The following is a 25909-nucleotide window of genomic DNA, read 5'->3' on the forward strand; positions in this document are numbered from 1 at the left end:
TTTTATATCACCTTTACAATATACCTAGCTTTTGTGCTAGGTCTACCGCCTTATATTCTGGTTTTAACCTAATGTAAGCTTTCTTAATACCGGTTGGAGTAATTACTGTATTTATTTTTTCTATTTTAACTTCAAAGCTTTTTTCTAATTCAGATTTAATTTGATCCTTTGTAGCTTTTTTATCCACAATTACTACTATAGTATTTGTAGCCTCTATAAGTTTAGTAGCCTTTTCTGTAGATAAAGTTTCTTTGATTATCATAATAATCTGCCCTCTAATCTTTTCTTTAATATCTCAATTGATGATTCGGTATATATTGTTAGTCTTCCAGGATGACCTCCAGGTGCTAAATGGTTTATACTTAAATTATTTGCAGCTACTACGTCAGCTCCTTCTATGTTCCTAATTGCATTTACTATTGGTAGATTCATATTATGAACTACAAAGAGCGGACCTACAGCTCTTTTATATCTTCTACCTCTCATTTTTCCCTTACCGGGTCTTATCTTTCTATTTTCCTTAACTCTCTGTAATTCTTCTGAAAGACCTATCTTTTCCAGAAAAGATACAACATCTTTAGTCTTCTTCAAATTACACACTTCATCCGATATAATAACAGGCAGTACAAGTTTTTCCTGTATTTTATGCCCTCTTTTCTTCACAAATTCCGTATAGCTTCCAGCACTTATTGCACTTATTATAGCTAACCGTTTTTCCTTTATATTTATTTCCTCTGCAATGATTTTTTTTGTTGAAGGCGGAAATGCCAATCTTCCCCCAACAGTATTAGGGGCTAACGCTCCTTCTCCTGAAACGTTAATTCTAGGAACTCTAGCCATACCAAGATTAATCCCAAAGCTATGTGCAGTAGTTCTCCTCCCAGCCATTGGATCTCTACCTTTTGGTTGTAAAGACTTAGTAAAAGATGATAAGAAAGCCCTTCTAATTAAATCATTTCTTACATAATATCCAAAAATAGATGGAAGCTGTATTTCCTTCACTTGATTTCCATTTATATCGATTATAGGAACAGTTTTTATTTTAACCTCTGTATACATGATCTCACCCTTGCTTACTTAATACGTCTACATAGGTTATTTTTGGAGGTTCAGGTGTCACTTGATAAGGTCTGATAGGATATCTTAAAAATAAAGGCCTTTTCTTATGTCCTATTGTAGAACCTTGAATTAGCATGTATGTGTTTTTAACTAAACCATATCCTACAAATCCACCAGCTGGATTTATTTCTGACGAATTAGAAGATATCTTAAGTATTCTCTTATTGTGCTCTGTCCTCCTATGAAATCCCATTTGACCTGGTTGCGGAACATAACTTGGAGTAGCGAAGGATGGACCCTTAGTCCCTGCCTTCCTACTTCCTTTTCTATGTTTATGCCATCTAGGTAATTCTATAACTTCATATCTTTTTACCACGCCTTCAAAGCCATGCCCTTTAGTTACTCCAATGATATCAACTAAACCACCAGGTTTAAACAAAGCTTCAACTTGTAACGGCTTGCCCAAAACATTTAATGCATATTCTAACTGTGAATTCACATTGCCTCCTCCTATTTGTATTTCAGCAATATCTGGTGATTTTTTACCTAAAGAAGATATAAGCTTTGGCTGAGTTGCTACAATGGTTCTAAAGTATAATATTTCGTTCGATTTACTTTTTATCTTTTCTAGGAATGTTGACATTTTATCCTTATTTACCTTTAAATTCTTTAATCTTCTTGTAATATTAATCTCTTTTGGTGGTTCGACCCAATAATCAGTTAAAACCTCTGGCTCTCCATTATCGCCAAGAACATATGCCCTTAAAGCTAAAGGTACTATTGGTGGAGTCTCTATAACTGTTACAGGAGAAAATATTTCTTTACCGTAATTTAAAGAGCCTTTAAGATCGTCAATGTAGTAAATGTGCGTCATCCCCACTTTATATCCTATAAATCCAAGGAGAGTAGGAGATTGAGTAGCCAAAATAGGCCAAGTTCTTGGACTAAACAGTATCCCGCTAGCCCTTTTTCTAGGCCTAAGCCCAGCTGTTCCTCTTCTAGGTGATGAAAGCTTTCGATGACCCATCCTCTATCCATTCTGTTTCTACCTTTCATTATTATAAAAAAGTATCTATTCAAGAATCATGTTAAGTATAGATAAAGATGCAGAGAGTGCTTCTTCTACCCTAACGTTAGATACTCCTTGTTTTGGAACAAAGTTTAGGATTAAAGGATGCGAGTTATTTCCAAAACGTTCCAATACTTTGCCTTCAGGTGGACCAATTAGGAGTGTTAGTCCATTTTCCTCATATTTATCCCTAATTATATTTTTCATTTTGAAGGGATCATCCCCACTTCTACTGCCAATAATTAAGTTTTTTTTAAGAGTTTCTTAAATGATATATTATCCAATGAAAATCCATTATAGTAAATATATGGATAGGTTATAAATTTACCTTTTATACAATCTGTCACTAGAATTGCACTAGTCTTAACATCAAACATTCTATTAAGTCCAAAATTACCATCTTTACCTTTCCTAATCTCGCCTTCAACTGGTTGCCTATGAACTATATGGCTTTGTATATCCATAGGAGAAATAAGACCTACCTTCGAAAGATCTTTATCTATTGAAACATTTTTCTTGAGATATGGAGGAGTAATCGAATACATTAATATTTTCTTTACAAAGTTAAAATCCTGGCTTGGTGCATCTATTAAATATAATCTATCTACCCTAAATGTTAGTAATAATCTAAAAATAAATGAAAGAAATAAAGTTTTTTGTATTAATGATGATCTTATTCCTAGAAAAGATGGATATAATGCCACGGATAATTCTTTTCTTCGAGGATAAGGGAACAATTACTTCACCTTTCTAATACCTATACTATACTTCTCATCATCAATATCCCATTCGGTAACTAAATCGCCAATAGCTTCTCCAACAGTTATACTCTTTGCTCTTGTCTCATTAGATATATATTCAGACCATTTGTTAATCATCTGTTTTCTATCCTCTGGTACTATCATTGATATATGTATATTATCTAAAACATTTAATTTTAGTTCCTTTCTCATAAACTGAATTCTCCTTATTAAATCTCTTACAATGCCTTCTTCCTCTTCTTGTGGGCTTATTTCCTTAGATATCACAAGTATTCCATCATTAAATCTTGAACTAACGTATCCCTCTTTCACAGTTTCTTGGATATTGACATATGTTTTATCAATTTTTACCTCTACGCCTTCTATATTAACTTCATGAGGTTTATTATTTATTATATCTCTTACTATTTTATCTTGATTTTCATAGATATATTTAATTATTTTTGGTGATATTGATTTATACTCTTTTCCTACTTTACCAGAATTTGGGCTGATCTGAACTATACTAAACTTTGAGAATTCTTGTATAGGCATAATTTCCACATCTTTAACATTAAGTACTTCCTTGAGTAGATCCTTAGCTTTAATTAAAAGATCCATTGAACTCTCGCTGCTAAAGAATATATACGCCTTGTTTATAGGCCATCTAAGCTTTATAGATGCCTTAGCCCTCGCATTTAGTCCCGCTTCCTCTATTTCCCTTATTAAAGAAACTGTCTTCTCTAAATCGTTATCTATCATTTTATGTCTAATCTCTGGAAAATCTTCCATACTTACAGATAATTTTGGATTTATTACAAAACTATTATATATCTTTTCTGATATAAAGGGAATTATAGTAGAGGCTAAGATTATCCAACCACGCAATATCTCATAGAGGACGTTATACATAGCTAATTTAGAGGTATCCTCTGATTCTATCCATGCTCTTTTTCTTATTAGCCTAAGATAGAATCTACTCATATCTTCTGTGATGAAACTAACTAATCTGTTGGCCATCTCGTGTACTTTATAATATTTCATGCTTTCCTTTACATCCTCTAGAACTCTATAGTATCTTGAGAGTATCCACCTATCTTCTAATTCCATATAATCTAGATATTGATCTATACTTGAAGGAGAGAAGTTGTCTAAACTCATATACATGCTTGCAAACACATAAACATTCCATATAACTTGCAAATCTCTTAATGTTAGATTCAGGGACTTCCATGAAAACTTAGCATCTTCCCATGTAGTATTTCTTAGCAACCATAACCTTAATGTGTCTCTACCTATCTTTTCTATCACTGCAGAAGGCTCTTCATAATTTCCAGCACTCTTATGCATCTCTCTACCTTGTTCATCTAACATAAATCCATGAACTAAGACAGATTCGTATGGCCTTCTACCTAAAAGTATAACTCCAGATCTAAGGAGACTAAAGAACCATCCACGTAATTGATCGTGACCTTCTAAGACTAGATCTACTGGACCAATTTCCTTCCATTTCCGAACCCAATTCTGTCCTAAACTAGCAAAAAATGCAACTCCACTATCAAACCACACATCAGCAACATCTGAAACTCTATGCGCTTCTTCGCCACATTTACATCTAATAACCACGTTATCAATCCATGGTCTGTGTAAATCCTCTGGTACCTTATTTATAGCGATTTTCTCTAGTTCCTCTTTACTGCCTACTACCGTAATATGATCATTTTTACATACCCAAATTGGTAGTGGTGTTCCCCAAAACCTCTGCCGGCTTATAACCCAATCTCTAATTTCTTTTATCATGTTTCCTATTCTTGTTTTTCCCCAATCTGGTATCCACGTCACCTTTTCCATTTCGTCAAGTAGATCTGTCTTTAATTTAGTTACTTTGATAAACCATTGTTCTATAGCCCTCAGTATAAGTGGTGATTTGCATCTCCAACAAATAGGATATCTATGTACTATCTTTCCAGAAAAGAAAAGCCCGTTATTCTCCTGGAGATCTCTTAAAATGATGTCTGTGGCGTCCCTTACAAACATTGAAGAATATTTTCCCGCATCATTAGTAAAATGCCCAGTATCGTCTACTAGCATGACTATTGGATAGTTCATTCTTTTTCCTATTTGAAAATCAACATCACCGTGCCCAGGCGCTGAATGCACTAAACCAGTTCCATCTTCTAATGTAACCTCAGAACCTGCGTCAACTACTATATGAAAATTCTTCAATTTAGATTGAACTGAAACGATTTTTTCTAATGGATGTTCATACTTTAAACCAATCAATTCCTTCCCTTTATATATCCTTAATATGCTGAATTCCTTTATCTTAGCCTCTTTCATGACGCTTTCTACTCTTTCTTTTGCGATTACTAGTATATCATTACCAACTTTCACATCAGCATAATCATAATCTGAATTAATCATTACAAACACATTTGCCGGAATAGTCCATGGTGTTGTTGTCCATATTAAAAGATACCTATTTTTATCTTCAATTAATCTAAACTTTACATATATAGACGGATCTTCTAGGTCTTTATATTCTGAAACCTCATAATCTGAAAGAGTTGTCTCACATCTAGGACACCAGTGAAGTACTTCGACATCTTTCTCGAGAAGCCCTTTATCGAAAGCTTTCCTAATCAAGCTCCAAGAATTACTTATATAACTATTATTAAGCGTATAATATGGAGAATTCCAATCCATGAAAACTCCCATATCTTCAAAAATTTTTGTCATAGCATCAGCATTCTTTAGTGCAAAGTCTTTACATTCCTTAATAAATTTATCAACACCAATTTTATTCACAATATCTTGCTTTTTTGAAATGCCTAACCTTTTTTCTACCGCAACCTCGATTGGAAGTCCATGTGTATCATAACCAGGTTGATCAAATACTTTATATCCTTCTATTCTTTTAAATCGAAGAATTGCATCTTTTATTACTTTATTCCAAATTGTTCCTATATGAGGTATCGGTGACGATGGATATGGTGGACCATCTATGAACAGAAATTTTGTTTCTTTCTTAGAGTTACTTTCCTTTAACTTTTTATAAACTGAGTTTTTCTCCCAATATTCCAATATCTCATTTTCTATATTTTTTATATCAAATTTATTGTCTAAAGGACGAGGAGAGGATAATTTAAATCACCGCATATGTGTAACTTAAAGTTGGCTTAAAAATTATTACTTCAGAAGGCGTTAGTAATTTCTTGTAGAGCTATCTTATTAATTGGTAGATTCTATCTGTCATTTCTGACGTAGTACTACTTCCTCCTACATCAGGTGGCAAATATTGCTTCTCATTATAGACATTCAATAGAGCAGAATATAGTGAACTAGAAGCAAGCTTATATTTCTCTTCGCCTGACTTCTTATATAAATGATCTAGCATTAGCTGGACTGAAAGTAAAAATGCTGTAGGATTAACCTGATTTTTTCCTGCTATATCAAATGCAGCGCCGTGAACTGGTTCGAAAAGTGCCTTTTTATCTCCTATATTTGCTGATGGGGCTAGACCTAAGCTCCCGGCAATTTGAGCTGCTTCATCACTTAATATATCTCCATAAACATTTGTAGTAACAATTACGTCAAACATATGAGGATTTCTTACAAGATTCGCCGCTGCAGCATCTACATATTGTTCATTAAAATCTACGTTTCCTCTTAGTATTTCTCTGCAAATCTTTGCAAAAAGTCCATCAGTAACTCTCATTACGTTTGCTTTATGAACGCATGTTATCTTATTCTTTCTTGTTTTAGCGTAATCAAGTGCTACCTTAACTATTCTTTCGGACGCAAACTTAGATACTATCTTCATAGCCACACTAACGTCTTGAGTTGGCATGAATTCAAATCCTTTATAAAGGTCTTCTGTATTTTCTCTGACTATAATAATATCAACATCCCCAAATTTCCCCTGTGTATTAGGTAAAGATTTTGCTGGTCTTATGTTAGCATACATGTCGTACATCTGCCTTAGTCTAACTACTACATCCATTGCACTTTCTCCTACTGGCCCTTTAAGTATAATATCGGCCTTATCTATAACTTCAAGAGAATGCCTTGGTAAAGGTTCTCCATATTTAGTCATCGCAATGTCACCTGCTTCTATTTCCTTTATCTCTATATTAAGATTATAATTTTCAATTAGCTTTCCAATTATCTTTTTTGATGAGCTTACTATTTCTGGTCCTACACCGTCTCCTGGGATAAGAGCTAAAAGATATTGCACATTAGCAACTTATTGATCTAACTTATATCTTTTCGATCTTACAATTTTATCAATCTCTTCAAGATATTGGATTAACCAAGGAGAAGTTTTCCTTGATATTTCAATTTCATATAAAATTATTGGTATTATCTCTTCTTTTATTTCCTCAGAAACTATGTCTAGACGAGTAAAATGTACTAGGGAATCGATGAATAATGCCGAACCTCTATTAAATGCTGTTATAGTGTTGTCCGATATCTCGTAATCAAACGGATTTAAAGTAAATACGCTCGGATTACCTTCAAGCTCTTTTTCACACTTACAATATATTGTAACCCCATTTAATGAAGGTAATCCGTATTTAATCTTATAGTCAATTTCTTTTCCTATTAAAGTCAAATAAAACAGTTGAGGATCATGGACTATATTAACGGAACAAAAGGGATATATGGCTAAATTTTTTATTGTATCCGTATTTTTATATAATTTCATAATCAATCTATTCTCTGTTTTAACTATGCCTATAGGTGATAGATTCTTAGATATTCCATTAGTACCAACTATTGATTCATAAATGCCGTCGTTTGGAAATGTTTTCTTTATGAGATCATTTAGACGCATTACATTTTAATAACTGAAGATAAGGGTTAATTTAGATAGCACTTTACAATTAACTGAATAAGAGTTAAGAAGTATTAATTATAATGATATAATATATACTATTTATAATTTACTAAACAAATATATAATCTAGAGAATCTATATATTGAGAATAAATAATAATATACTTTGTTCTTTAAATTATAAAATATTTATCCATTATGATTATCATAGATTAATATATAGTACGCCGTTGTGAGCAGTTTTACTTAAATTGTGATATTTTTATACATTTCATGATTTTATCCTTCCAACAAAATACCTATATATTCTAAAAAACACAAATTAACTTGTCCCAGATGTGGGTGTGTAGACCCGAAGAAGGGACTGTGAAAGATTAGGTAAGAGGTATTAAGGATGTGCAGTTTTCCCACAGCCGCTTCGGTGGTGTGGGTAGGGTTATCCCGCTAATGGGGCGGATCGCGATGATGAGCTTCGGCTCAGAACGTGGTGAAGCCCAAGGGTTTCATGAACATGACATTAAATGTCCGTAAAGCCCAAACCCCATAGTACAAATCAATCTACACGTTTTGGATAGACTTTCCCATATCCTTGAAGTGTGACAAAAGCTATTGATATGAATGAGACTATCGCCGAAAAGACAAAATTTAATGAAGGTTATCAAACCTAAATTAGATAAGTCTATTGGATTTATCTGTGTATCAACTATAATATAACAAAGACATTAAAAGAATTCCTCTAATTCTTTAAGATTTCTCACAACAAAATCTGCATAAAGTTCTGCAAATTTAACCTTTCCATCTCTATCTATTAAGATAGACTTTAGCCCTGCTTTACTAGCTGCTAAGCAGTCCTTTACAGGATCATCGCCAATGTAAACACAACTACCTAGATTCTGGCCAAGTTCTTCACAAGTCATTACAAAAGGTTGAACGCTTGGTTTAGGTTTAATATTATTTTCTCCAGCAACAATAATTTTATCAAAGTATCGAGAAATATGAACTTTCTCTATCCTAGCTCTCTTATTACCTCCTTCACCATCACTATTTGACATAATGGCTAATTTATAACCCTTATCTTTAAGATAACGAAGTAACTCTTCCGCATCATCATAAACCTGGTTTTTTGAAGCAATAGACCAGTAAAGAGAAGCCCATTCAGATAGTTGATCTTTATCTGCACTAGCTCCTATTTCCTGGAGTGCTTCTTTCCACCAGATCGTTCTATCATATATTCCCTCAGAATCCAACTTTTCAGCCATACTAAAAATAGTACCTTTAACTTTATCTAAAGATACCTGAGGTAAAATGTCTAACAAATAGTCATAAATATCTCGCGCAACAGCTTCTAGAGCTATTTTAGAATTAAACTCAAAGTTAACAAGTGTATTATCAAAATCAAAAATAATAGCTTTAACGCCTAAAAAAATATTTATATCCTCCATATTTATCACGACAAGAAATCCTCAACTTTTGGTAACTGCTTTGGTAAACCTTTTCTCTCCCTAATCTTCAATACGACATCCTGTAATATACTATCAGGAATAGGAGCCCATCTACTAAATTCTGTTCCCCAGAAAGCTCTACCTCCTGTTGAACCTCTTAGATCACTAGCTAATTCGTAGGACTCTGCAACTGGAATCTCTGCATATATCCTTGCTACATTACCCGTTTGTGTCATATTTAATATTTTACCTCTTTTCTTAGTTAAGACTGCGGTTACATTACCTACAAACTCCATTGGAACTCTTATGTCAAGTTTTTGTAGAGGTTCTAGAAGCGTGGGCTTTGATGTTAACATTCCAGCAAATATCGCATTTCTTACGGCGGGATATATTTGAGCAGGGCCCCTATGGGCTGGGTCCTCATGTATTACAGCATCGTGTAAAACTACTTTAAGCCCTCTAACAGGTTCATGAGCAAGTGGTCCTTCTTTCATCGCTAACCTAAATCCTTGAAGCATAGTATCCATTATTTCTCTTAAATATTGAATACCGCTTGTATTATCTATAAACAGATTTACATTCTCATCGATCGCAATTATCTTCTTTGCCTCATCGTAATCCCACTCTGCCTGATCTCTTAATATTTTCGCCATTTCTTTAGAGTCCATATCTTCCTTAATTGTACCACTCGATACAAGCTCTATAGTCTTATCATTGAGGGGCTCTATACTTATATAGAACTTGTTATGTTTATTGGGAGATTTACCTTCAAATATCTGACTTTTTCCTCTAACACTCTCCCTATAAACCACTATAGGAGGAGTTGTGGATACATCAACACCATAGTAATCCTTAAGAAGCTGTAACGATACCTCTAGATGTAAGAAACCCATTCCAGAGAGCAAATATTCGCCTGTCTCTTCGTTAATTTTTACGACTAGGTTAGGATCTTCTATAGTTAACTTTCTTAACGCATCTATCATTTTAGTTAGATCTTTGGGATTCTTTGGCTCTACAGCTATTGTTACGACTGGTTCCGACACATAATGCAAACTTTCAAAACTACCTTGTACATCTTTATACTTTATATCGATAAGTGTTTCGCCTGATCTAGCTTTCTCTAAACCAAGAATAGCTGCAATATTTCCACCCGGAATCTGGTCAGCTAATTCTCTATATTGACCCATGTAAAGGCTTACTTGTAGTATCTTTTGCGGAGACTTTGCGTTAACTAACCAAACTTCAGCCCCAGGTCTTACTGTCCCAGAAAATACTCTACCTGTAGCTACTAAACCAGCGTGTGGATCAACTTTCATATCAGTTATCATCATTACTACTGGCCCATTAGGATCACAACTTAACATTGCTTTTGCAACTTCGTTATCAAGATCTCCCTTCCATATTTTTGGTATTCTATATTTTTGAGCCTCAATTGGATTAGGAATAAATTTAATTACAGTATCTAAAAGCGCGTCATGAATAGGGACTTGAGCAGCTAACTCGGCTATCTTAGACTTATCAGACGCACTATAAGCTTCCATAACATTCTTCATATTTATTCCCTTTTTCTGTGCCATAGGCAATGTAAAGCCCCATTTATCCTTAGCTGATCCAAAGACTACTGTGCCCACATTTGGATTTACGGACCACTTCTCCTTAAATTCAGGTTCAGCGTAAATATCTATTAAAGAATTTACCTCCTTTATAATTTCTAAAAGCTTTTGCATCATTTCTTGAGGACCTAACTTTAATTCCTTGACAAGTCTATCAACTTTATTAACAAATAATATCGGTCTAACTCTCTCTTCTAAGCTTTGTCTAAGTACTGTCTCTGTCTGTGTCATAACCCCTTCTACTGCATCAACTACAACTATTGAACCATCTAATGCTCTCAAGCTTCTTGTAACCCTTCCACTAAAATCAACATGACCTGGCGTGTCAATTAAATTTATAACGTAACCTCTACCTTCTAATTCATGATATAGGCTAACGTTAGCTGCTTTTACAGTAATTCCTCTTTGCTGTTCTACTGACAAATAATCTAAAGCTAAAGCCTCACCTGCAACTTTAGGGGATATAATTCCAGATGATGCTAATAATTGATCACTTGTAGTTGTTTTACCATGATCTACATGTGCTATAATTCCTATGTTTCGTACTCTTTCTCTATCATTCATGAGGCTTAGCACTTGTTCTGCTGTTTTATACTTCACCAAGATATCTCACCAAGTAGGACTAAGTAGTAGTTTTATCAAGTAATATTAAAATGTGATCTATTATGCACTGTTTTCGAAGTATCATATTTACCTAGATGAAATCCGTCAGTGATTTTGTCTCATCTTTAGTTTGACTAGTAAAAGGACTGTTAATTATTTTATATAATTCTTCAGCCTTTTTCCTACTAGCTAAAACTCTCTCCAAATCTGAGATATTTGCGTTACATAAATTTCTTATTGTATTAAATTTTTCAAGAAGCTTTTCGGCGGATTTACCGCCAATATGAGGAAATGACTCTACTACATATAGTTGAATATCTTTTATATTATCAAATTTAGGCTTATCGTGTAAGGAGATAGGAATAGCTTTTCGTTCTGACTGTGATTTTTCTGCTATAATATAAATGGTTTCAGCAGACTCCCTTCTATTTGAAGAATAGATAATGCTAATTAGCGGTTCTAAAGAAATAGAAATTAGTGCTGAATTTATGGCTTTCCATTTCGATGTTATCTCCTTAATTCTACTCAAATCTCCTTCAATAAGTAAGATAATCTTTTGATATGTTTGCTTTAATCTTGAAATCTGATCAAAAAATCTCTTATCAAAAATGGAATTAACCAGGTCAGATACGCTTTTTCTTTCCACTGCTACGTCTGGACCTACAATATAATCCCCAACAGTTAATTGTTGTAAAATTACAGATGCTCCTAATTCTCTTAAAATATCTGGTATTTCGCTTGCTTTTTCTCTTTCATCTGCATAAATTCTAACTGTCATAGAAACGGTTAGTTTTAGAAAAAATTTAAGCCTTTGGGGGAGAAGATGGTCCTTGCAAATTATACTTTTGTATTAACTCATTGATTTTCTTTTGAAGATCTTCGTACTGTTTTCTAAGAAGAGATTCTTGTTTTTGATAAGTTCTTGATCTAAGCTCTAGAATTTCTTTTCTATCATTCAATTCCTTTTCAATTGAAGACTTATCCTTTTTTAGAAGAACATTTCCTACAATCTTATACACAGAAGAATCAGTAGATATCATAGAAAGTTCTTCTAAGACTTTATTTACTTCCCTAAGTTCTGACTCTATGACACTTCGCTCATATGTTAATCTATCTAATTGAGACTGTAGTTGTTGTAACTTAACTAATTGGGTTTGAAGATCCGGAGGCAATCTTTCCGCCATACTTTTTCACCACATCAGATATTGATAGAACTGTGTAGAACCAGAATATATAAGAATTCATTATAGCCCTTCCCCTCGTCACAGAAGGTGCTAATATGTCAATTTTTTTGGAATTTTCTAGCCTAACATACTTACTGTCTACCTTTTCTGGCATAATACCATTAATAAGAGGTATTAATATTGTATTGTCTACTTCTTCCATTTCGATTGTTATTTTTATCATATTCTACATTTAATTATTGGGCCAATCAATCTATTAAAATTATCTAGAAATTTGATTATACATAAATTACTCTCACGGAAAATATTAATAGTGTATCTGCATTCTTCTCCACTTACTCCAAAATAGATAAGTAGAGGAGACATTTCTTTACATTCTATCTTTCCTAAACAAAGGCGTTTTATCTCTAGGCTTCTATATCTATGTTCGGCAAGAAGTGAGACACCATCAATCTTCATTTCATAGACCTTTTCTATAGAATATAACTCGTATATGTGTATTTTTTCAGGATTTCCCTTATTTGAAGAAATCAAGAAAAGATATTTTGCCCCTAATTTTCTAGCCGATCTTATTAAGCTTTCAAAGTTCTGCTTTCCTCTATTTATCTTAACTGAAAAAGGAATTACATTATTTAGCTCCTTTAAGAAACTCCTTACCCTAGGAGAAGGATAACGACTAGTAGTTAGAACAATATCAATATGGCGTGTAAGCAAGACCAGCCCATTTCGATGAACATTTTTTACAGTACCATATACCTGAAGCTAAGCGATATACTGAACCCTTAGTTTTACAAGATGGACATGTATAGTCTTGATATCTTTTTTCCATTACTTCTTTCCATTTTTTTCTTACAGTAGATCCATATCTTGGTCCAAATCTTCCTGCTATCCCGACTACCTTATACTTTGCCATATTATTACCCTATCCCAAGTTGCTTTTTAAGTTCTTCTAATATTTTTGCACTAGCTTGCCTCGCAATACTTTCCACTTGATCTATTTCTTGCATAGAAAATGTACCTATCCCAAATTTCTGTATCCCTACCATTCTCTTATCAGGTGTATAAGATATTGATAATCTAGTGTCGAGTATACCTTCCTCTTCAATATCAGGATCAACTATTAAATATTTCCCTATTTTTCCAACAGTTACTGTAACTACTGGATAATTCATTGGCATTCTTTCTCCTTTTTCCTCTTTTATAACTTTTATAGAATCCCCCTCTTGAAGCAGCTTAGGCAACTTTGTATCATAAAGAGCGGCTATTGCAGCAATCGTAGATGCATCTAATACATTTCCACTATAATCTAAGACATATATATCTACCCATACAGTCCATACTCTTTTACCGGGCTCTATTACTAATTTAGTTAAATCAATTGACTTAGAATCTCTAAGACTTCTATCAACCACTCTTGATAGCTCTATAGCATTTTCATCAGGAGGCCCAGGCTCAAATGTCTCATAAGCCAATGGAAGTAGTTCTACATTGACTACTAAATTACCTTGATTAGGAGTATCTTCAAATGGCTGTTCCTCCTCTAACTTTACTCCAGCCAAAACTGTAGTATCTCCTAGCTTTACTAAAGCGGAACCATCAGCTTTTTTCGCATAACCCAAGGTTATACTAATTGGTCTATACTCAAAAGGCTTTCGTCCATTTTGTCTTATTCCATGTTCCAGCGACACTAACATACTTTCTTTCTTTATTAATGGTATGATATTTTCATTAGATGGAGTGACTGACATATTAGCTCTCCTCCTTAAATTCAATATACTTGCTTTTCAAGGTTTCTTTCTCCATGTTATAAATGGTCTGTATACCCCTGGAAGCTAAGTCTATAGCCTGTTTAAACTCTTCTGGCGTTAAGTTTCCGTTCATTTGTATAAGATTAACTTGGTTTATTGATGGCATCATAGCCACCGGTAAATCTGCTTCACCCCACATATCTTCCGGTTCGTTAAGATCTAAAACTATAACACCGTCCGCTTTACCTACAGCTACAGCAGCGATAATATCCTTAACAGGGATTCCTGCATCAACAACTGCTAGAGATGCGGCCATTAATGACGCTAATCTAGTACCTGCATCAGCTTGAATTACTTCCATAAACACATCAATAGAAGACCTAGGAAATTGTTCAACTAAGATAGAGGACTCCAATGCTTCTCTAATTACTTTAGAAATTTCAATTTCTCTTCTACTTGGAGACGGACTTTTCCTTTCATCCGTTGAAAAAGGCATCATATGATATCTTACTCTAATTGTTGCTCTTCCAGGCAATGCCAAATGCCTAGGATGTATTTCCTTTGGCCCATACACTGCAGCTATTATTTTAGTATTACCGACTTCGATAATAGATGAACCATCTGCGTTCTTTAAAACTCCAATCTCCATTTTCATTGGTCTAAGTTCATCAGGCTTTCTGCCATCTGTTCTTAATCCATTTTCTAAGATTAATTTAGGCTTTTGATTCTGTGACACCTAACTCACCTTTTTTCTCTTGAATAAAGTTCTTAATTCTATCTGTAAGACCTTTTATATGGGATTCATGTTCAATTTTATCAATAGAAAAAATTAATATATCTTCCATCTCTTTTGAAGGACAATTTGCCCAGACTCGCCCATTTTGTGCCACAAGCATTTCACATCCAGTTTCTGTTGTGAGAACTTCCATCATACTCTTATTTTTACCTATAACCCTTGGAATTTTAACTGGCATAATATCAATAATATTTCCGTGGATTATTCTTCCAAGACCCTTACCTTTAACAGATAATATAGGATCAATAGTTCTATCAAAATTTTCTACTTTTGCAATGACATAATCACCTACATCAATATATTTTCGTATATCCTCACCAATGTTTACAGACCTACCAAGCAACGATGAACCTGGCAAATAAGCAGAATAAGGAGCCTTTATATCTACAATCCATCCATAAGTTTCTATATCTTCGACAAGACCTATTACCGTATCTCCTATTTTAGGATAATAAAAAGATCCTTTTAGTGGTATTACTTCAAATCTATTTTCCTTTGGCTCAAAAATCCCTACAACTGATGAATAATACTTATTTTCAATTTTATATATATATGGAGACCACGGTATTTGAAATGCGCCTTCCGCAATTAGATCCCCAGGCGATACAATTGTCCTTTCTTGATAATACAATTTCTTATTGTTATTTTCATTGGATAACATTCTACTTCACTTGTACTACTTTAACCTCTACTTCACCTTTGGTTATAGAATTTAACTTATCTATAATTTCCTCTTGTGCACCTGCGGGTATTTCGATCTCTGCTATTAAACTACCATCAGCTAACCAATTGGATTTTTTTACCGAACCAAGACTTTGAAGTTGGGATTTTATCCTAGTGGCATATTTTTGTCCTACTCTGATTTCGATAAGAGCTTTTGCTACTTTTATGGGAATTATTCTCGTTAACTCGTGTATAGCTTGCATAGCTTGAGATTCAATATCCTTACTAAGATCCACCTGAAATCTAGCTTGCTCTAAAGCTTTTTCTATTCTAAGTGGTGGTATAGGTAAGTTAGTTTTAGGATCTACAGCATTTTTATGTATAAAATCTACAACTTGTTTTCTTTTATTTTCTAACATTTCTTTTCGCTGATCAGCTGTGATAGGTAGTTCGCCCTTCAACAAAATCTCTCTTACAATTGTCTCAAAATCCTCTGTTCCAAAAACTTTTTTAAGAGATGATGGAGAAGCTTTAAGTCCTCTTTTTACATCCTTATATATCGTGTCTGAAATTACAACATCAGATAACGATATAGATCTTCCAGATCTAAAAGAAAGAGCTTCTTTTGGCTTAACAAGAATTTCGAATCTCTCACCATGTGACTCATATTTCATTATTACGTAATCCTTAGCTGGCATTAATTTTTTTCACCCCAACTTTTCAAGATATTTAATCTTTTCATCATTTAACATCTTTCTGAATACTCCTATGTCCTTTGTTATATAGCCTATTTCTACGTTACTTGGACCTAATTTCTCTCCTGGTTTTAACGTAGATTTAAGCGCGTTAAGGGCTAGGAGTATCGTGTCCTCTACACTTAAATCTTCTCTATAATTCTTCTCTAGGTATTCTGTTGCAGTATAACCCCCCTGTCCTATTGCTACAGCTTGATATGGCATAAATTGTCCACTTGGTTCAGTCATAAAGAGCTTAGTAACGCCTTTATCTACTCCACCAATGATAAGGGCTACGCCAAAAGGTCTTACACCTCCATGTTGTGTATACATTTGTTTTACATCTGAAACTAATTTAGTTAAATAATCAATCATAATAGGTTCATCATACACTAGTCTATTTTGAAGTGCTGAATTTCTAGCGTAATCTATCAGTATCCTTCCATCCGAGGCTAATCCAGCAAAACTACAGCCTACATGATCATCTAATAGAAATACTTTCTCTATACTGTCCAAGTCTAATAGTTGCGATGCCTTCTTTTTTTCCCCTAAAATAACTACTGCGTTTTGTGTTTTAACTCCTAGTGTAGTCCATCCTTTTTTTACTGCCTCAAACGCATAATCTACTTGGTATAAAGAGCCATCTGGAGAAAATATTGTTATGGCTCTATCATATCCCATTGCTGCTGGTCCGAAAGCCAATTCCCATCAATGTTTAACTGAGCCGAACTCGGTAATAAAAGTACTATTCCCTTCAGATCGTCGCAGGATCATCATCAAACAGATCCTTTTTTTATTTCATCATCTTATTCCCAATAATTTCTTAGCCTTTTTTAAACTTCCAGTAGTTCTTAAGGGTACAACTAGAGCTTTCTTACCATTTATTTCCTTTATCCCAGGTATAGAGGCTAGAATAACCTTATATCCTGCTCTATTCGTAGATATTATACCTCTTTTCTCGTTATCTATATATAAAATTAGTTTAGGGTTAGAAATATCGAGCCACATTCTGCCTAAAAATTCCTTTACTGAGCTCCTTATACTGCTTTCAATTTCTTCTCTTCCGAAATATTTATTTTCTGAAACAATATAAAATATTATATATCTCTTTGCCTTAATGTTACGCTTATTATATATCTTTTTTATATTTATTTGCTTTTTTGAAAAAAAGAGCATTGTTAAAAATAAAAGCCATACAAAGATTAATATATCAAAAATCATCTGAATCATTTAGGGACACCGCTGGCGTGACATAAGTCCAGTAAAGTGCCATTTCCTCATCTGCACCATGAATTATTAAATAATTTATCTTGGAAAGAGGAGGCCATAACTCATTAAAATCTTTAGCACAAGATGAGAAAACTAAATTATCAATCCATTTATATCCGAACCTTATTGCCTTAAATATAACGTTAGACGAGCTAGAAAGTGAAATTTCTACAGGTTTTGTTTTTTGTCTTATTAAATTTAGCATTGATTTTTTAAGCAGAAAGAAATTAGAATCATCTATAGAAATGAAATCTATACTATCATTAATTATAGCATAACGTAAAGCATCTTTAGTCAATGGTTTACAAACCCTCAACCTAAATCCAGAACTCCTTTTAACATTTTCAAAGATCTGTTGACGGTTCTTAGCGGTAAATGTTAATCTTGAATTCCTTCCTTTAATACCCTCCACAATACTTCTTGTATAGCCTAACTCTTTTGCATATGTAATTAAATTACGATTATTAAGACATAGCTCTATTAGCAATCTGTTTCAACTCTTCTTTGATTTTATCAATACCACCATTAGAACTAATAATAACCTTAATTACATCATTTCCATCTTTAACTGTTAATTTTCCTTCTCCAACTAATTTCTGTTTATCTAACCTAAGATGTAACTTACTTCTATCTACCCTTTCTCCCAATGTACCAATTAGAAATATTATATCTGATGTATCAAGTCTAGATAATAGAGCTTCAGCGGCAGATGTTGCCATTTTTCCCTTTATCTCATACTTTATAGAAATTATGGTATCTCCATAATGTCCTTGTAGCTTTAGCTCTTTTATATCAACATATTCCCTAAAATCCTTTAAAAAAGATATTATTGAGGTTACAATCTTATTTTTATCTTCAGTCTCATAACAAAATACTGTAAAGGAAATACTAGATACTTTCATACCCGTCATTTACCAGGTATCTTAGGAAAGTTTTGCAACCTGTAGTATTTACTTGCCTCATGCCTTTTCTTTTCTTCTCTTTCCTTTTGCTTTTTCTTAAACTTATAGGATACAGTACCTCTTAATCCTCTTGATTTCCTAAGTCCTCTGGCCTTCTTGCCTGCAGAAGTTAGTCCTTTGAATACTCTACCTCTATTTGAAGAATCTTGTAGCCACCTTAGATCTGGATCACTCTTTATAACTGGATGAGATGGATCTACTAAAATTACTTCATAGTACTTGTAGATTCCATCTTCACCCACGTAATAACTTCCTAATACTTCTAGGTTAGTGTATTTGCTTGATGCTCTTTCCTCCGCTATCCATCTATAACCTTTTGAAGGAGAATATCCATATATACCCATTCTCTTTGGCCTTCTACCTGAAACTGGTCTTAACTTGTTCATCCCGCCTCTTCTTACTCTAACTCTTACTACAATAAACCCTTGTTTAGCCTTATAACCTACTTCTCTAGCTCTATCTAGCCTTGTAGGGCCGTCTAATTTAACTAGACTACCTTGATCTCTCCACCCTATCATTCTTTTAGATATTACTTTTTTCCAATCTTCTGATTGCCAAGTTTGGGCCATATAGCTATATGCGGATAATGCCATTACTCCCTTCATTAGTAACTGATAACTACTTTAAAAGTATGCCGATCCAATTTTTACGGGAAATAAATGATAACAGTTGGTCTGATTGGAAAGACTAATGTTGGGAAAAGTACATTCTTTGAAGCGTCAACAATGAATGAAGTAGAAATAGCAAATAGACCATTTGTAACAATAGAACCAAACGTTGGAATAGGATATGTCAAAATACTATGTGTGCACAAGGAATTGGGAGTAAAGTGTAATCCAAGGAATTCTGTATGTCTTGAAGATTATAGATTCATACCAATAAAGATAGTTGACGTTGCAGGTTTAATTCCAGGAGCACATGAAGGTAGGGGTTTAGGTAATAGGTTCTTAGACGACCTTAGAAAAGCAGATGTTTTAATCCATGTAGTAGATGCAAGTGGTTCTACGGATGAAGAAGGACAACCAGTTCCTCCTGGAAGCAGGAACCCAGAAGAAGATATAAATTTTGTAGAAAACGAAATAAATGAATGGTTCTTATCAATAGTTAATAAGGACTGGGATAAATTTGCAAGGACGACCGATTTAGGAGGAAAAGATATCCCAGAGGCTCTGCTAACAAAATTATCTGGATTATCAATAAATAGATACCACATAACCCAAACTCTAAAGTTAACTAATCTAGAAAATATGAAACTTATGCAGTGGAGTAAGGATGATGTAAGACTTTTTGCCAAAACATTAAGAGAAGTTTCGAAGCCAATAATAATCGCTGCAAACAAAATTGATATACCAGGGGCTAAGGAGAATATAAAAAGACTAAAAGACAAATATAGTTTCGTTATTCCAACTAGTGCTGAGGCTGAACTAGCTTTAAGAAAAGCTTCTAAGGCCGGTTTAATAGAATATATTCCTGGTGAAAGTAATTTTAAGATTAAATCAGCTCTTTCGGAAAAACACATTAAAGCTATTGAATATATAAGAAAAAATGTCTTAGAAGTTTATGGAAATACAGGGATACAACAGGCATTGAATTCAGCAGTTTTCGATGCTCTAAAAATGATAGCTGTTTATCCTGTTGAGGATGAGAAAAGATTAACCGACAAGCTAGGCAACGTATTACCAGACGTATTCCTAATTCCCAAAGGATCTAAGCCAAAAGATTTGGCATATACTATACATACAGATCTAGGTAAAGGCTTTCTTTACGCTATAGATGCCAAGAAAAAGATAAGAGTAGGGGAGGAGTATGAACTACAGAATAGAGATGTAATCAAGATAGTTTCGACTCTTGCAAAGAGCTAAACTTTTCGTTTGCTGCAACGTCTCTATTTACCACTGAACCAGGATATATCCAAGCATAAGCACCTATTTTTATTCCAGGTAAAATGGATACATTTATTCCGGTTTTCGCATATCCTCCAATTATTGTTCCTAGTTTCCTCCTTTCGGAACTTTCTCTTCTTCCTTTTATTGTCATTCTTACTTCTTTCTCGTCAAATCGTAAATTAGCCACAAGCGTTCCTGCTCCTAAATTCACATGTTCGCATATTATACTATCCCCAACATAACTTAAATGGGGAATTTTAGCGTATTCCATAACTATAGATTCCTTAATTTCGACTGAAGCACCTATCCTATTATTTCCGACTAATACAGTATTTTTTCTTATATAAGAATTAGGACCTACAATACTGTTTTTACCTATATATGCTGGACCTTCTATATATGTACCGTAAAGAACTTCTGCCCCTTCCTCTATTATAACGTCCCCAATAATTTTTACCTTGTCGTCAACTTTACCTCTAATATCTGTTTTAATTCTAGAAAGTATGTCCTTATTAACATCTATAACATGCCATGGCCTACCTATATCTTTCCAAAATCCTGTATATTTTATTACTTTTACCTGGATATCTTTAACCATTATATTTAATGCATCTGTAAGTTCATATTCTCCTCTCTCTGATAACCTAGTTTTATTAACATATGTAAATATATCTGGAGTAAATTTATATATACCTGCATTAATTACGTTACTTTCAGAATAATTAGGCTTTTCCACTATTTTAGATAGAATATCTTTTTCATTATCATAATATATAACTCCATATTCTCTAGGATTACTAACCTCCACTCCAAGTATAGCATTCCCTTCTACATTTATAATATCTTTTACCTTGTTTAGGTCAAAATATATATCGCCATAAATCAACAGAAACTCATCATTAATCAAATACTCTAATGATTTTAGTGCAGCGGCTGTACCATAAGTTTGACCTTGCTGTATAAAATTTACCCCATAACGTTGATTTAATCTCTTATAGAATGATAAATATGTTGAAGGTACTTCATTTCCATTATTGATAACAACGAAAATCTCATTTGTAAATTTTTTGAGCTCTTCTACAGTTCTTTCTATTAGAGTACTACCTAATATAGGAACAAATGGTTTTGGTCTAGTATGGGTTATAGGTTCTAATCTTTCACCTTTTCCCGCAGCTAAAATAACTGCCTTCACTTTTAACTGTTCCTCAATTGAGGAAGTGATAAAAGTTTAGACTTTTCTATTTCGACCTTTCTTAACGGTGCTATTTTTTTAACCTCGTTAAATATATCGTTGGATAGTTTACCAAAAACTATATCTTGTATTAGCTCATCAAATGTTTTGCTCTCAGAGGACTTTCGTATTATATCATCCATTATTTTTCTTATTGCAGTACGTTGTTCTCTATGAATTCTATAAGTAGATAATGCTAGAGCTTTCAATCTTATGGAGTATCCATCTTTAGTTGTAACTTCTGTAATACTATTTATCTTAGAGCTTTTTCTCCTAACCAATGACCTTATATAATCCCTTGATAACTCATGGCCATTAAAGACAGTAACTAATCTATCAGCATCATTAGCTACAATTTTAAAATATAAATGAACGTAAACCATACTAAAATCTCCCGTAAGATCGTATAGAGTAGTTTCAACTTTTCTACCTAAGGCCTGAACGGGAGTATATGCTGGCGTAGAACCTAATGATACTTCCCCAAAAACCTTTGGGGCTAATATAGAATACCATTTCTTTAGCTTCCACTTATCCCTTACAGAGCCTCCAAGTGATTTTGACTTTGATGACATGTTAAATGAAATGGTAATTCCATATATTTAAGATCTATCTCACTCATTTTGATGAAGTAACTTCATGTATACCTTTCTTAAAAAACGTACTATGGCCCATGCTTCTTCATTATCTCTAACACCTTGTAATAAGCTTCTTTTAACAGCTACAAACATTGGATAATCACTGTTTGATCTTGAAATCTGTCTAAATATTTTTTCACTATATTCTCCAATAAATCTTAATGGTTCTGGAGAAACTGCAACAATATTCTGATTTTTAGTTTCCTTTCTCTTTTTCCATATTTCGTAAAGTATTATACTAACAGCATGTGATAAATTTAATGTAGGGTATTTTTCGCTTGCTGGTATAAAAACAAGAAAATCAGCAGCATATATCTCTTGTCTAGTTAGTCCAACACTCTCTCTACCAAATATAATTGCAATTTTCTTGTTATCGTCTATATCTATTTCCCATGGCTTAATTGACTTTCTTAACATATCTCCTTCATTATTAGCTATACTTGATGTTGCAATCTTCAAATCAATATCTTGTATGGCCTCGATATAAGAACTAACAATTACCGCTTTATCAAGTATATCTGAACCTTTGGCAGAAAAAGGAATTGCCTTTTTTACATCACATCGAGGATTTACAATATATAATTCATCAATTTCATAATTTTTACATAGTCTTGCTATAAATCCAACGTTATACTCCCCTTCTGGCTCAACTAGAACTACTCTTATCATGAAACTCTACTGCAAAGATTGTCTCTAAACCTATATTTTTCTCTACTTTTTTCCTGATCGTTAATCCTTTTTTTTCTGCATAAGACAGAACCCTTTCATAATCAGTAAGGCTAGAATATAGTGTATAGATCCTTTTTGCTTTAACATGATCGAAAAAACGTATAAGTTCCTCACTTCCAGTGGGTCCTCCAGACCAGCTATACTCTATCCACTCTTTTCTTTCTTCATAAGGTAAATATGGGGGATTAAATATGGCTACGTCAAACTTAACGTCTCTTATACATGTTAACATTTCACAATTTATTACTTCTATCCACGCAGAATTAATTCTAGATGTGCATAATGTAGATATAGCTGCAAAAGGATTTATATCAATCGCTACTACTTCACCTCCCATCTTAAAAGCTTCTAGACTAAGAATTCCACTGCCGGAACCAATTTCTATTACTTTATCTCCCTTCTTAATATCGATTATTGACATTAGCAAACTAGTGTCATCCGAAGGTTCATATGTCTCATTATTTATACATATTTTAATTCTATTAAACTCAATAATTCTCTGACCTTCCATGGCTCAAATTCTCTAGCTCTCTTATTTGATATGGAAATAAAATTGCATCTCTTACTTAAACTCTTCAAAGTCTTGTTTCTATATCTTGATATACATTTTAGAATATTATTTATTTTATCATCATAATTTGATGTACGCTCTAATATAACCAGTTGAGAGTAAACTTTAGGTATAGGCCTAAAATACCAAGGAGGAAATATATCATTTTTAATTATTTTAAAATAAAAATTGATAATAAATGATATATACGTTGGATATGTTGTTAATTTATCTACTACGTCCTTCTGTAACACTAGAACAGATCTTTTTATTCCATTGTTTTTAATCATTTCTTCAAGAAAATTTGATGTTATGGAATAAGGCAGAGATGAAACTATTTGTCCTCTATTAAAAGGAAAAAATCTACCATCCCCTATGATTAAGTTATACTTTGATATAATTGGAATAAAATGTGTATCTATTTCTACGCATAAATCTGGATTAAGATATCTTGTTAATGAACCTTTACCACATCCTATCTCAATAATTGGTCTCATATAAAAATTAACGGATGATATTACTTTCTTTATAGAATTATCATCAACTAAGAAGTTTTGTGAGAGTTTCATATGACTTGTTTGAGTTTCTCCAGATATCCTATATATACTATATCTTGCTTCTTATCGAGATCTATTGGATAGACAAATAGATAATATTTATCTTCATGTGAGTCGGATTCTTCTATGTTTTGCTTTATTATTTCACTCATAATCCTTTTCTTAATTATCTGTGACACGTTTTTTAGACCTGTTCTATTTTCTATATCCTTATAACTCTCAAATATTTTCGCTTTTCTCTGGTCCAAGATAATTCGCAGAGTTTTCTTTCCTATACCTGGAAGTAGTTCTAAAGCATGAAACTTTAATGTTAAAGGTTCAGACTTATTAAAGAACGCTACGAACAAGTTTTCTTTATCTGTTATTATCTTTTCTATCACCTTCTCAAGATTACCCTTCGCTACGGAAGTTAGATCGTTATAATAAATTGTTGTATCAATTTTAGCACTAGGCTGTGGAGATTCCAGATCAAGCCTTTCTCCTTGCTCTAGCTCCCTATTAGGAAAAGCTTCCATCAAAATAAAGAATTCTTCTCCTACTACTTGAACAATAGGTTTATTTCTATGCATTTTATGTCTATCTAATGGATTACCTTCCTTCATATAATCTAGCACATAAACGAACCTCTCCTTCGGTCTCCTTCTCTGTATCATCTTTCCACAATAAATAATATTAGATAACACAATAAAAAATATCAACTTTGGCTTGTATATTTCCTTACAATATCTAGTACTTTATCTATGTCGTCTTGACTATAAGTCTTACTATCTGTTGAAAGAATAGCCCTTACCTCATCAGTAGACATTGGACATATACTAGAGATAACCACACGAATATCTTCTCTTTGAATTATCTCTTTTAATTCGTCCATGATCTTTTCAGTTCCTTCTTCGTTGCATTTCGATATAAGGTTTAAGTAATCAAAAGTCCTTTGAAGTATTGCTGACGATTGGCCGTTCTTAATTAGTTCATCTATATATTTTTTGGCTAAAGCGTAAGGGATATAGCGTTCTTCCTCAATCATAAGTGAGGACATACCTACTCATCCAGACTTAAATAATATCATATGTTCAGGTCTTATCAGCAATGACTTCTGTTTTTCTCCTAATTTCAGTTTAACCTCATATGCCCTACCCCTTTTAGCTACTATTTCGGCTACTTTACCATGATATCTCCTATGAGGCATTCCATGATGAATACTTGGATTTATCTTAATTACAACTTTCTCTCCAGGTTTATAGTCATACATTAATGAACCTAATGAGGGAATAGCTCCGCGTTCTCTTGGTGATTTTTTAAGGAGATTTCTGGATCTCGTTCTATTTCCTTTCGAATGAGCTACCATATTTACTCTAGTAATAGCTTAGCTTATAACTGCAAATTAAATTTATGGGAAAGACATTTAAGTCGCTGTTTGTATTCTATAGTTGAGCGGGGATGCCCGAGCTTGGCCAAAGGGGGCGGACTTAAGATCCGCCGATAAGATATCCGCTGGTGAAGACCTGCGTGGGTTCAAGTCCCACTCCCCGCATATTTAACGAGAAAATGAGGAAGGATTACGATATATTTTAGAACTTTTACTGTTCTTAGGAGTTTTAAG

Annotated in this window: 32 protein-coding genes, 1 tRNA gene and 1 pseudogene; 2 read left to right on the plus strand and 32 right to left on the minus strand. The window is 33.5% G+C overall.

Features of this window, described 5'->3' with window-relative positions; translation table 11 throughout:
* Positions 1-13 precede the first annotated feature (13 nt).
* The 24 genes and pseudogenes from CM19_RS08565 to CM19_RS08675 all read right to left on the minus strand — a co-directional run bounded on the left by CM19_RS08565 (position 14) and on the right by CM19_RS08675 (position 19314).
* Positions 14-262 (minus strand): 50S ribosomal protein L23, encoded by a 249-nt coding sequence (locus tag CM19_RS08565; RefSeq protein WP_048100030.1) that lies wholly within the window; start codon positions 260-262, stop codon positions 14-16.
* Positions 259-1059 (minus strand): 50S ribosomal protein L4, encoded by an 801-nt coding sequence (gene rpl4p, locus CM19_RS08570; protein ID WP_048100031.1) that lies wholly within the window; start codon positions 1057-1059, stop codon positions 259-261. The genes CM19_RS08565 and rpl4p overlap by 4 nt, the downstream gene beginning before the upstream one ends.
* Before the next feature lie 4 nt (positions 1060-1063).
* Positions 1064-2086 carry a 50S ribosomal protein L3 gene (locus CM19_RS08575; protein ID WP_048100032.1) on the minus strand — a complete coding sequence of 341 codons (1023 nt, stop codon included), beginning with the start codon at positions 2084-2086 and terminating at the stop codon, positions 1064-1066.
* Between the two features lie 45 nt (positions 2087-2131).
* Positions 2132-2335 carry a hypothetical protein gene (locus tag CM19_RS12585; protein ID WP_052349506.1) on the minus strand — a complete coding sequence of 68 codons (204 nt, stop codon included), beginning with the start codon at positions 2333-2335 and terminating at the stop codon, positions 2132-2134.
* A 35-nt stretch (positions 2336-2370) separates the two neighbouring features.
* Positions 2371-2865 carry a putative RNA uridine N3 methyltransferase gene (locus tag CM19_RS08580; protein WP_052349507.1) on the minus strand — a complete coding sequence of 165 codons (495 nt, stop codon included), beginning with the start codon at positions 2863-2865 and terminating at the stop codon, positions 2371-2373.
* Positions 2866-5994: pseudogene (gene ileS / locus CM19_RS08585) on the minus strand (isoleucine--tRNA ligase); the annotation flags it as partial.
* A gap of 97 nt (positions 5995-6091) precedes the next feature.
* Positions 6092-7105 carry an isocitrate/isopropylmalate family dehydrogenase gene (locus CM19_RS08590; RefSeq protein WP_048100034.1) on the minus strand — a complete coding sequence of 338 codons (1014 nt, stop codon included), beginning with the start codon at positions 7103-7105 and terminating at the stop codon, positions 6092-6094.
* A 9-nt stretch (positions 7106-7114) separates the two neighbouring features.
* Positions 7115-7705: a DUF447 domain-containing protein gene (locus CM19_RS08595; protein ID WP_048100035.1), complete on the minus strand. Its 591-nt coding sequence runs from the start codon at positions 7703-7705 to the stop codon at positions 7115-7117.
* A 724-nt stretch (positions 7706-8429) separates the two neighbouring features.
* On the minus strand, positions 8430-9149 hold the full coding sequence (locus tag CM19_RS08600) for an HAD family hydrolase (RefSeq protein WP_048100073.1): 720 nt from the start codon (positions 9147-9149) through the stop codon (positions 8430-8432).
* 5 nt (positions 9150-9154) lie between these two features.
* Positions 9155-11365 carry an elongation factor EF-2 gene (locus CM19_RS08605; protein WP_048100036.1) on the minus strand — a complete coding sequence of 737 codons (2211 nt, stop codon included), beginning with the start codon at positions 11363-11365 and terminating at the stop codon, positions 9155-9157.
* A gap of 91 nt (positions 11366-11456) precedes the next feature.
* The gene (gene xpf / locus CM19_RS08610; protein WP_048100037.1) at positions 11457-12143 is read right to left on the minus strand and encodes a 3'-flap repair endonuclease Xpf; all 687 of its coding nucleotides are present in this window, start codon (positions 12141-12143) and stop codon (positions 11457-11459) included.
* Between the two features lie 25 nt (positions 12144-12168).
* The gene (locus CM19_RS08615) at positions 12169-12549 is read right to left on the minus strand and encodes a prefoldin subunit beta (RefSeq protein ID WP_048100038.1); all 381 of its coding nucleotides are present in this window, start codon (positions 12547-12549) and stop codon (positions 12169-12171) included.
* Positions 12506-12772, minus strand: coding sequence for a hypothetical protein (locus CM19_RS08620; protein WP_048100039.1), 267 nt, complete (start codon positions 12770-12772; stop codon positions 12506-12508). The genes CM19_RS08615 and CM19_RS08620 overlap by 44 nt, the downstream gene beginning before the upstream one ends.
* On the minus strand, positions 12769-13263 hold the full coding sequence (locus CM19_RS12590) for a hypothetical protein (protein ID WP_052349508.1): 495 nt from the start codon (positions 13261-13263) through the stop codon (positions 12769-12771). The genes CM19_RS08620 and CM19_RS12590 overlap by 4 nt, the downstream gene beginning before the upstream one ends.
* A complete protein-coding gene (locus CM19_RS08630) occupies positions 13244-13462 on the minus strand; it encodes a 50S ribosomal protein L37ae (RefSeq protein WP_048100040.1) in 219 nt (72 codons plus the stop codon). The genes CM19_RS12590 and CM19_RS08630 overlap by 20 nt, the downstream gene beginning before the upstream one ends.
* 4 nt (positions 13463-13466) lie before the next feature.
* Positions 13467-14297 carry an exosome complex protein Rrp42 gene (gene rrp42, locus CM19_RS08635; protein WP_048100041.1) on the minus strand — a complete coding sequence of 277 codons (831 nt, stop codon included), beginning with the start codon at positions 14295-14297 and terminating at the stop codon, positions 13467-13469.
* Position 14298: 1 nt separating this feature from the next.
* A complete protein-coding gene (gene rrp41, locus CM19_RS08640; protein ID WP_048100042.1) occupies positions 14299-15033 on the minus strand; it encodes an exosome complex exonuclease Rrp41 in 735 nt (244 codons plus the stop codon).
* Complete coding sequence (gene rrp4 / locus CM19_RS08645; RefSeq protein ID WP_048100043.1) at positions 15011-15754, minus strand: exosome complex RNA-binding protein Rrp4; 744 nt, start codon at positions 15752-15754, stop codon at positions 15011-15013. The genes rrp41 and rrp4 overlap by 23 nt, the downstream gene beginning before the upstream one ends.
* A gap of 1 nt (position 15755) precedes the next feature.
* A complete protein-coding gene (locus CM19_RS08650; protein ID WP_048100044.1) occupies positions 15756-16454 on the minus strand; it encodes a ribosome assembly factor SBDS in 699 nt (232 codons plus the stop codon).
* 9 nt (positions 16455-16463) lie between these two features.
* Complete coding sequence (gene psmA / locus CM19_RS08655) at positions 16464-17192, minus strand: archaeal proteasome endopeptidase complex subunit alpha (RefSeq protein ID WP_048100045.1); 729 nt, start codon at positions 17190-17192, stop codon at positions 16464-16466.
* Positions 17193-17291: 99 nt separating this feature from the next.
* Complete coding sequence (locus CM19_RS08660; RefSeq protein WP_048100046.1) at positions 17292-17720, minus strand: Rpp14/Pop5 family protein; 429 nt, start codon at positions 17718-17720, stop codon at positions 17292-17294.
* The gene (locus CM19_RS08665; protein WP_052349509.1) at positions 17701-18171 is read right to left on the minus strand and encodes a hypothetical protein; all 471 of its coding nucleotides are present in this window, start codon (positions 18169-18171) and stop codon (positions 17701-17703) included. Before CM19_RS08665 ends, CM19_RS08660 begins: the two co-directional genes overlap by 20 nt.
* 52 nt (positions 18172-18223) lie before the next feature.
* The gene (locus tag CM19_RS08670; RefSeq protein ID WP_048100075.1) at positions 18224-18661 is read right to left on the minus strand and encodes an RNA-binding domain-containing protein; all 438 of its coding nucleotides are present in this window, start codon (positions 18659-18661) and stop codon (positions 18224-18226) included.
* Between the two features lie 5 nt (positions 18662-18666).
* The gene (locus tag CM19_RS08675) at positions 18667-19314 is read right to left on the minus strand and encodes a 50S ribosomal protein L15e (RefSeq protein WP_048100076.1); all 648 of its coding nucleotides are present in this window, start codon (positions 19312-19314) and stop codon (positions 18667-18669) included.
* 66 nt (positions 19315-19380) lie between these two features.
* Between CM19_RS08675 and CM19_RS08680 the strand changes: the two genes are divergently transcribed.
* Positions 19381-20583, plus strand: coding sequence for a redox-regulated ATPase YchF (locus CM19_RS08680; RefSeq protein WP_048100048.1), 1203 nt, complete (start codon positions 19381-19383; stop codon positions 20581-20583).
* On the opposite strand, the gene spn is transcribed toward CM19_RS08680, so the two are convergent.
* Genes spn through CM19_RS08720 form a run of 8 tightly spaced genes read right to left on the minus strand, consistent with a single transcriptional unit; the run spans position 20552 to position 25654 of the window.
* Positions 20552-21799: a bifunctional sugar-1-phosphate nucleotidylyltransferase/acetyltransferase gene (gene spn / locus CM19_RS08685; protein ID WP_048100049.1), complete on the minus strand. Its 1248-nt coding sequence runs from the start codon at positions 21797-21799 to the stop codon at positions 20552-20554. The two genes, CM19_RS08680 and spn, sit on opposite strands and share 32 nt — an antisense overlap.
* A gap of 2 nt (positions 21800-21801) precedes the next feature.
* Positions 21802-22410, minus strand: coding sequence for a 30S ribosomal protein S3ae (locus CM19_RS08690; protein WP_048100050.1), 609 nt, complete (start codon positions 22408-22410; stop codon positions 21802-21804).
* A 39-nt stretch (positions 22411-22449) separates the two neighbouring features.
* The gene (gene trmJ / locus CM19_RS08695) at positions 22450-23142 is read right to left on the minus strand and encodes a tRNA (cytidine-2'-O-)-methyltransferase TrmJ (RefSeq protein WP_048100051.1); all 693 of its coding nucleotides are present in this window, start codon (positions 23140-23142) and stop codon (positions 22450-22452) included.
* Positions 23120-23713 carry a HemK2/MTQ2 family protein methyltransferase gene (locus CM19_RS08700; protein WP_048100052.1) on the minus strand — a complete coding sequence of 198 codons (594 nt, stop codon included), beginning with the start codon at positions 23711-23713 and terminating at the stop codon, positions 23120-23122. The genes trmJ and CM19_RS08700 overlap by 23 nt, the downstream gene beginning before the upstream one ends.
* Positions 23665-24321, minus strand: coding sequence for a 16S ribosomal RNA methyltransferase A (locus CM19_RS08705; protein WP_048100053.1), 657 nt, complete (start codon positions 24319-24321; stop codon positions 23665-23667). The genes CM19_RS08700 and CM19_RS08705 overlap by 49 nt, the downstream gene beginning before the upstream one ends.
* Complete coding sequence (locus CM19_RS08710; RefSeq protein ID WP_048100077.1) at positions 24318-24962, minus strand: DUF655 domain-containing protein; 645 nt, start codon at positions 24960-24962, stop codon at positions 24318-24320. Before CM19_RS08710 ends, CM19_RS08705 begins: the two co-directional genes overlap by 4 nt.
* A 41-nt stretch (positions 24963-25003) precedes the next feature.
* On the minus strand, positions 25004-25345 hold the full coding sequence (locus tag CM19_RS08715) for a DNA-directed RNA polymerase subunit F (RefSeq protein ID WP_048100054.1): 342 nt from the start codon (positions 25343-25345) through the stop codon (positions 25004-25006).
* 6 nt (positions 25346-25351) lie between these two features.
* Positions 25352-25654: a 50S ribosomal protein L21e gene (locus CM19_RS08720; RefSeq protein WP_048100055.1), complete on the minus strand. Its 303-nt coding sequence runs from the start codon at positions 25652-25654 to the stop codon at positions 25352-25354.
* 86 nt (positions 25655-25740) lie between these two features.
* Between CM19_RS08720 and CM19_RS08725 the strand changes: the two genes are divergently transcribed.
* Positions 25741-25840 (plus strand) — tRNA-Leu (locus tag CM19_RS08725).
* Positions 25841-25909: the final 69 nt, after the last annotated feature.

This window comes from Candidatus Acidianus copahuensis, from assembly GCF_000632495.1.
Classification (GTDB): Archaea; Thermoproteota; Thermoprotei_A; order Sulfolobales; family Sulfolobaceae; genus Acidianus; species Acidianus copahuensis.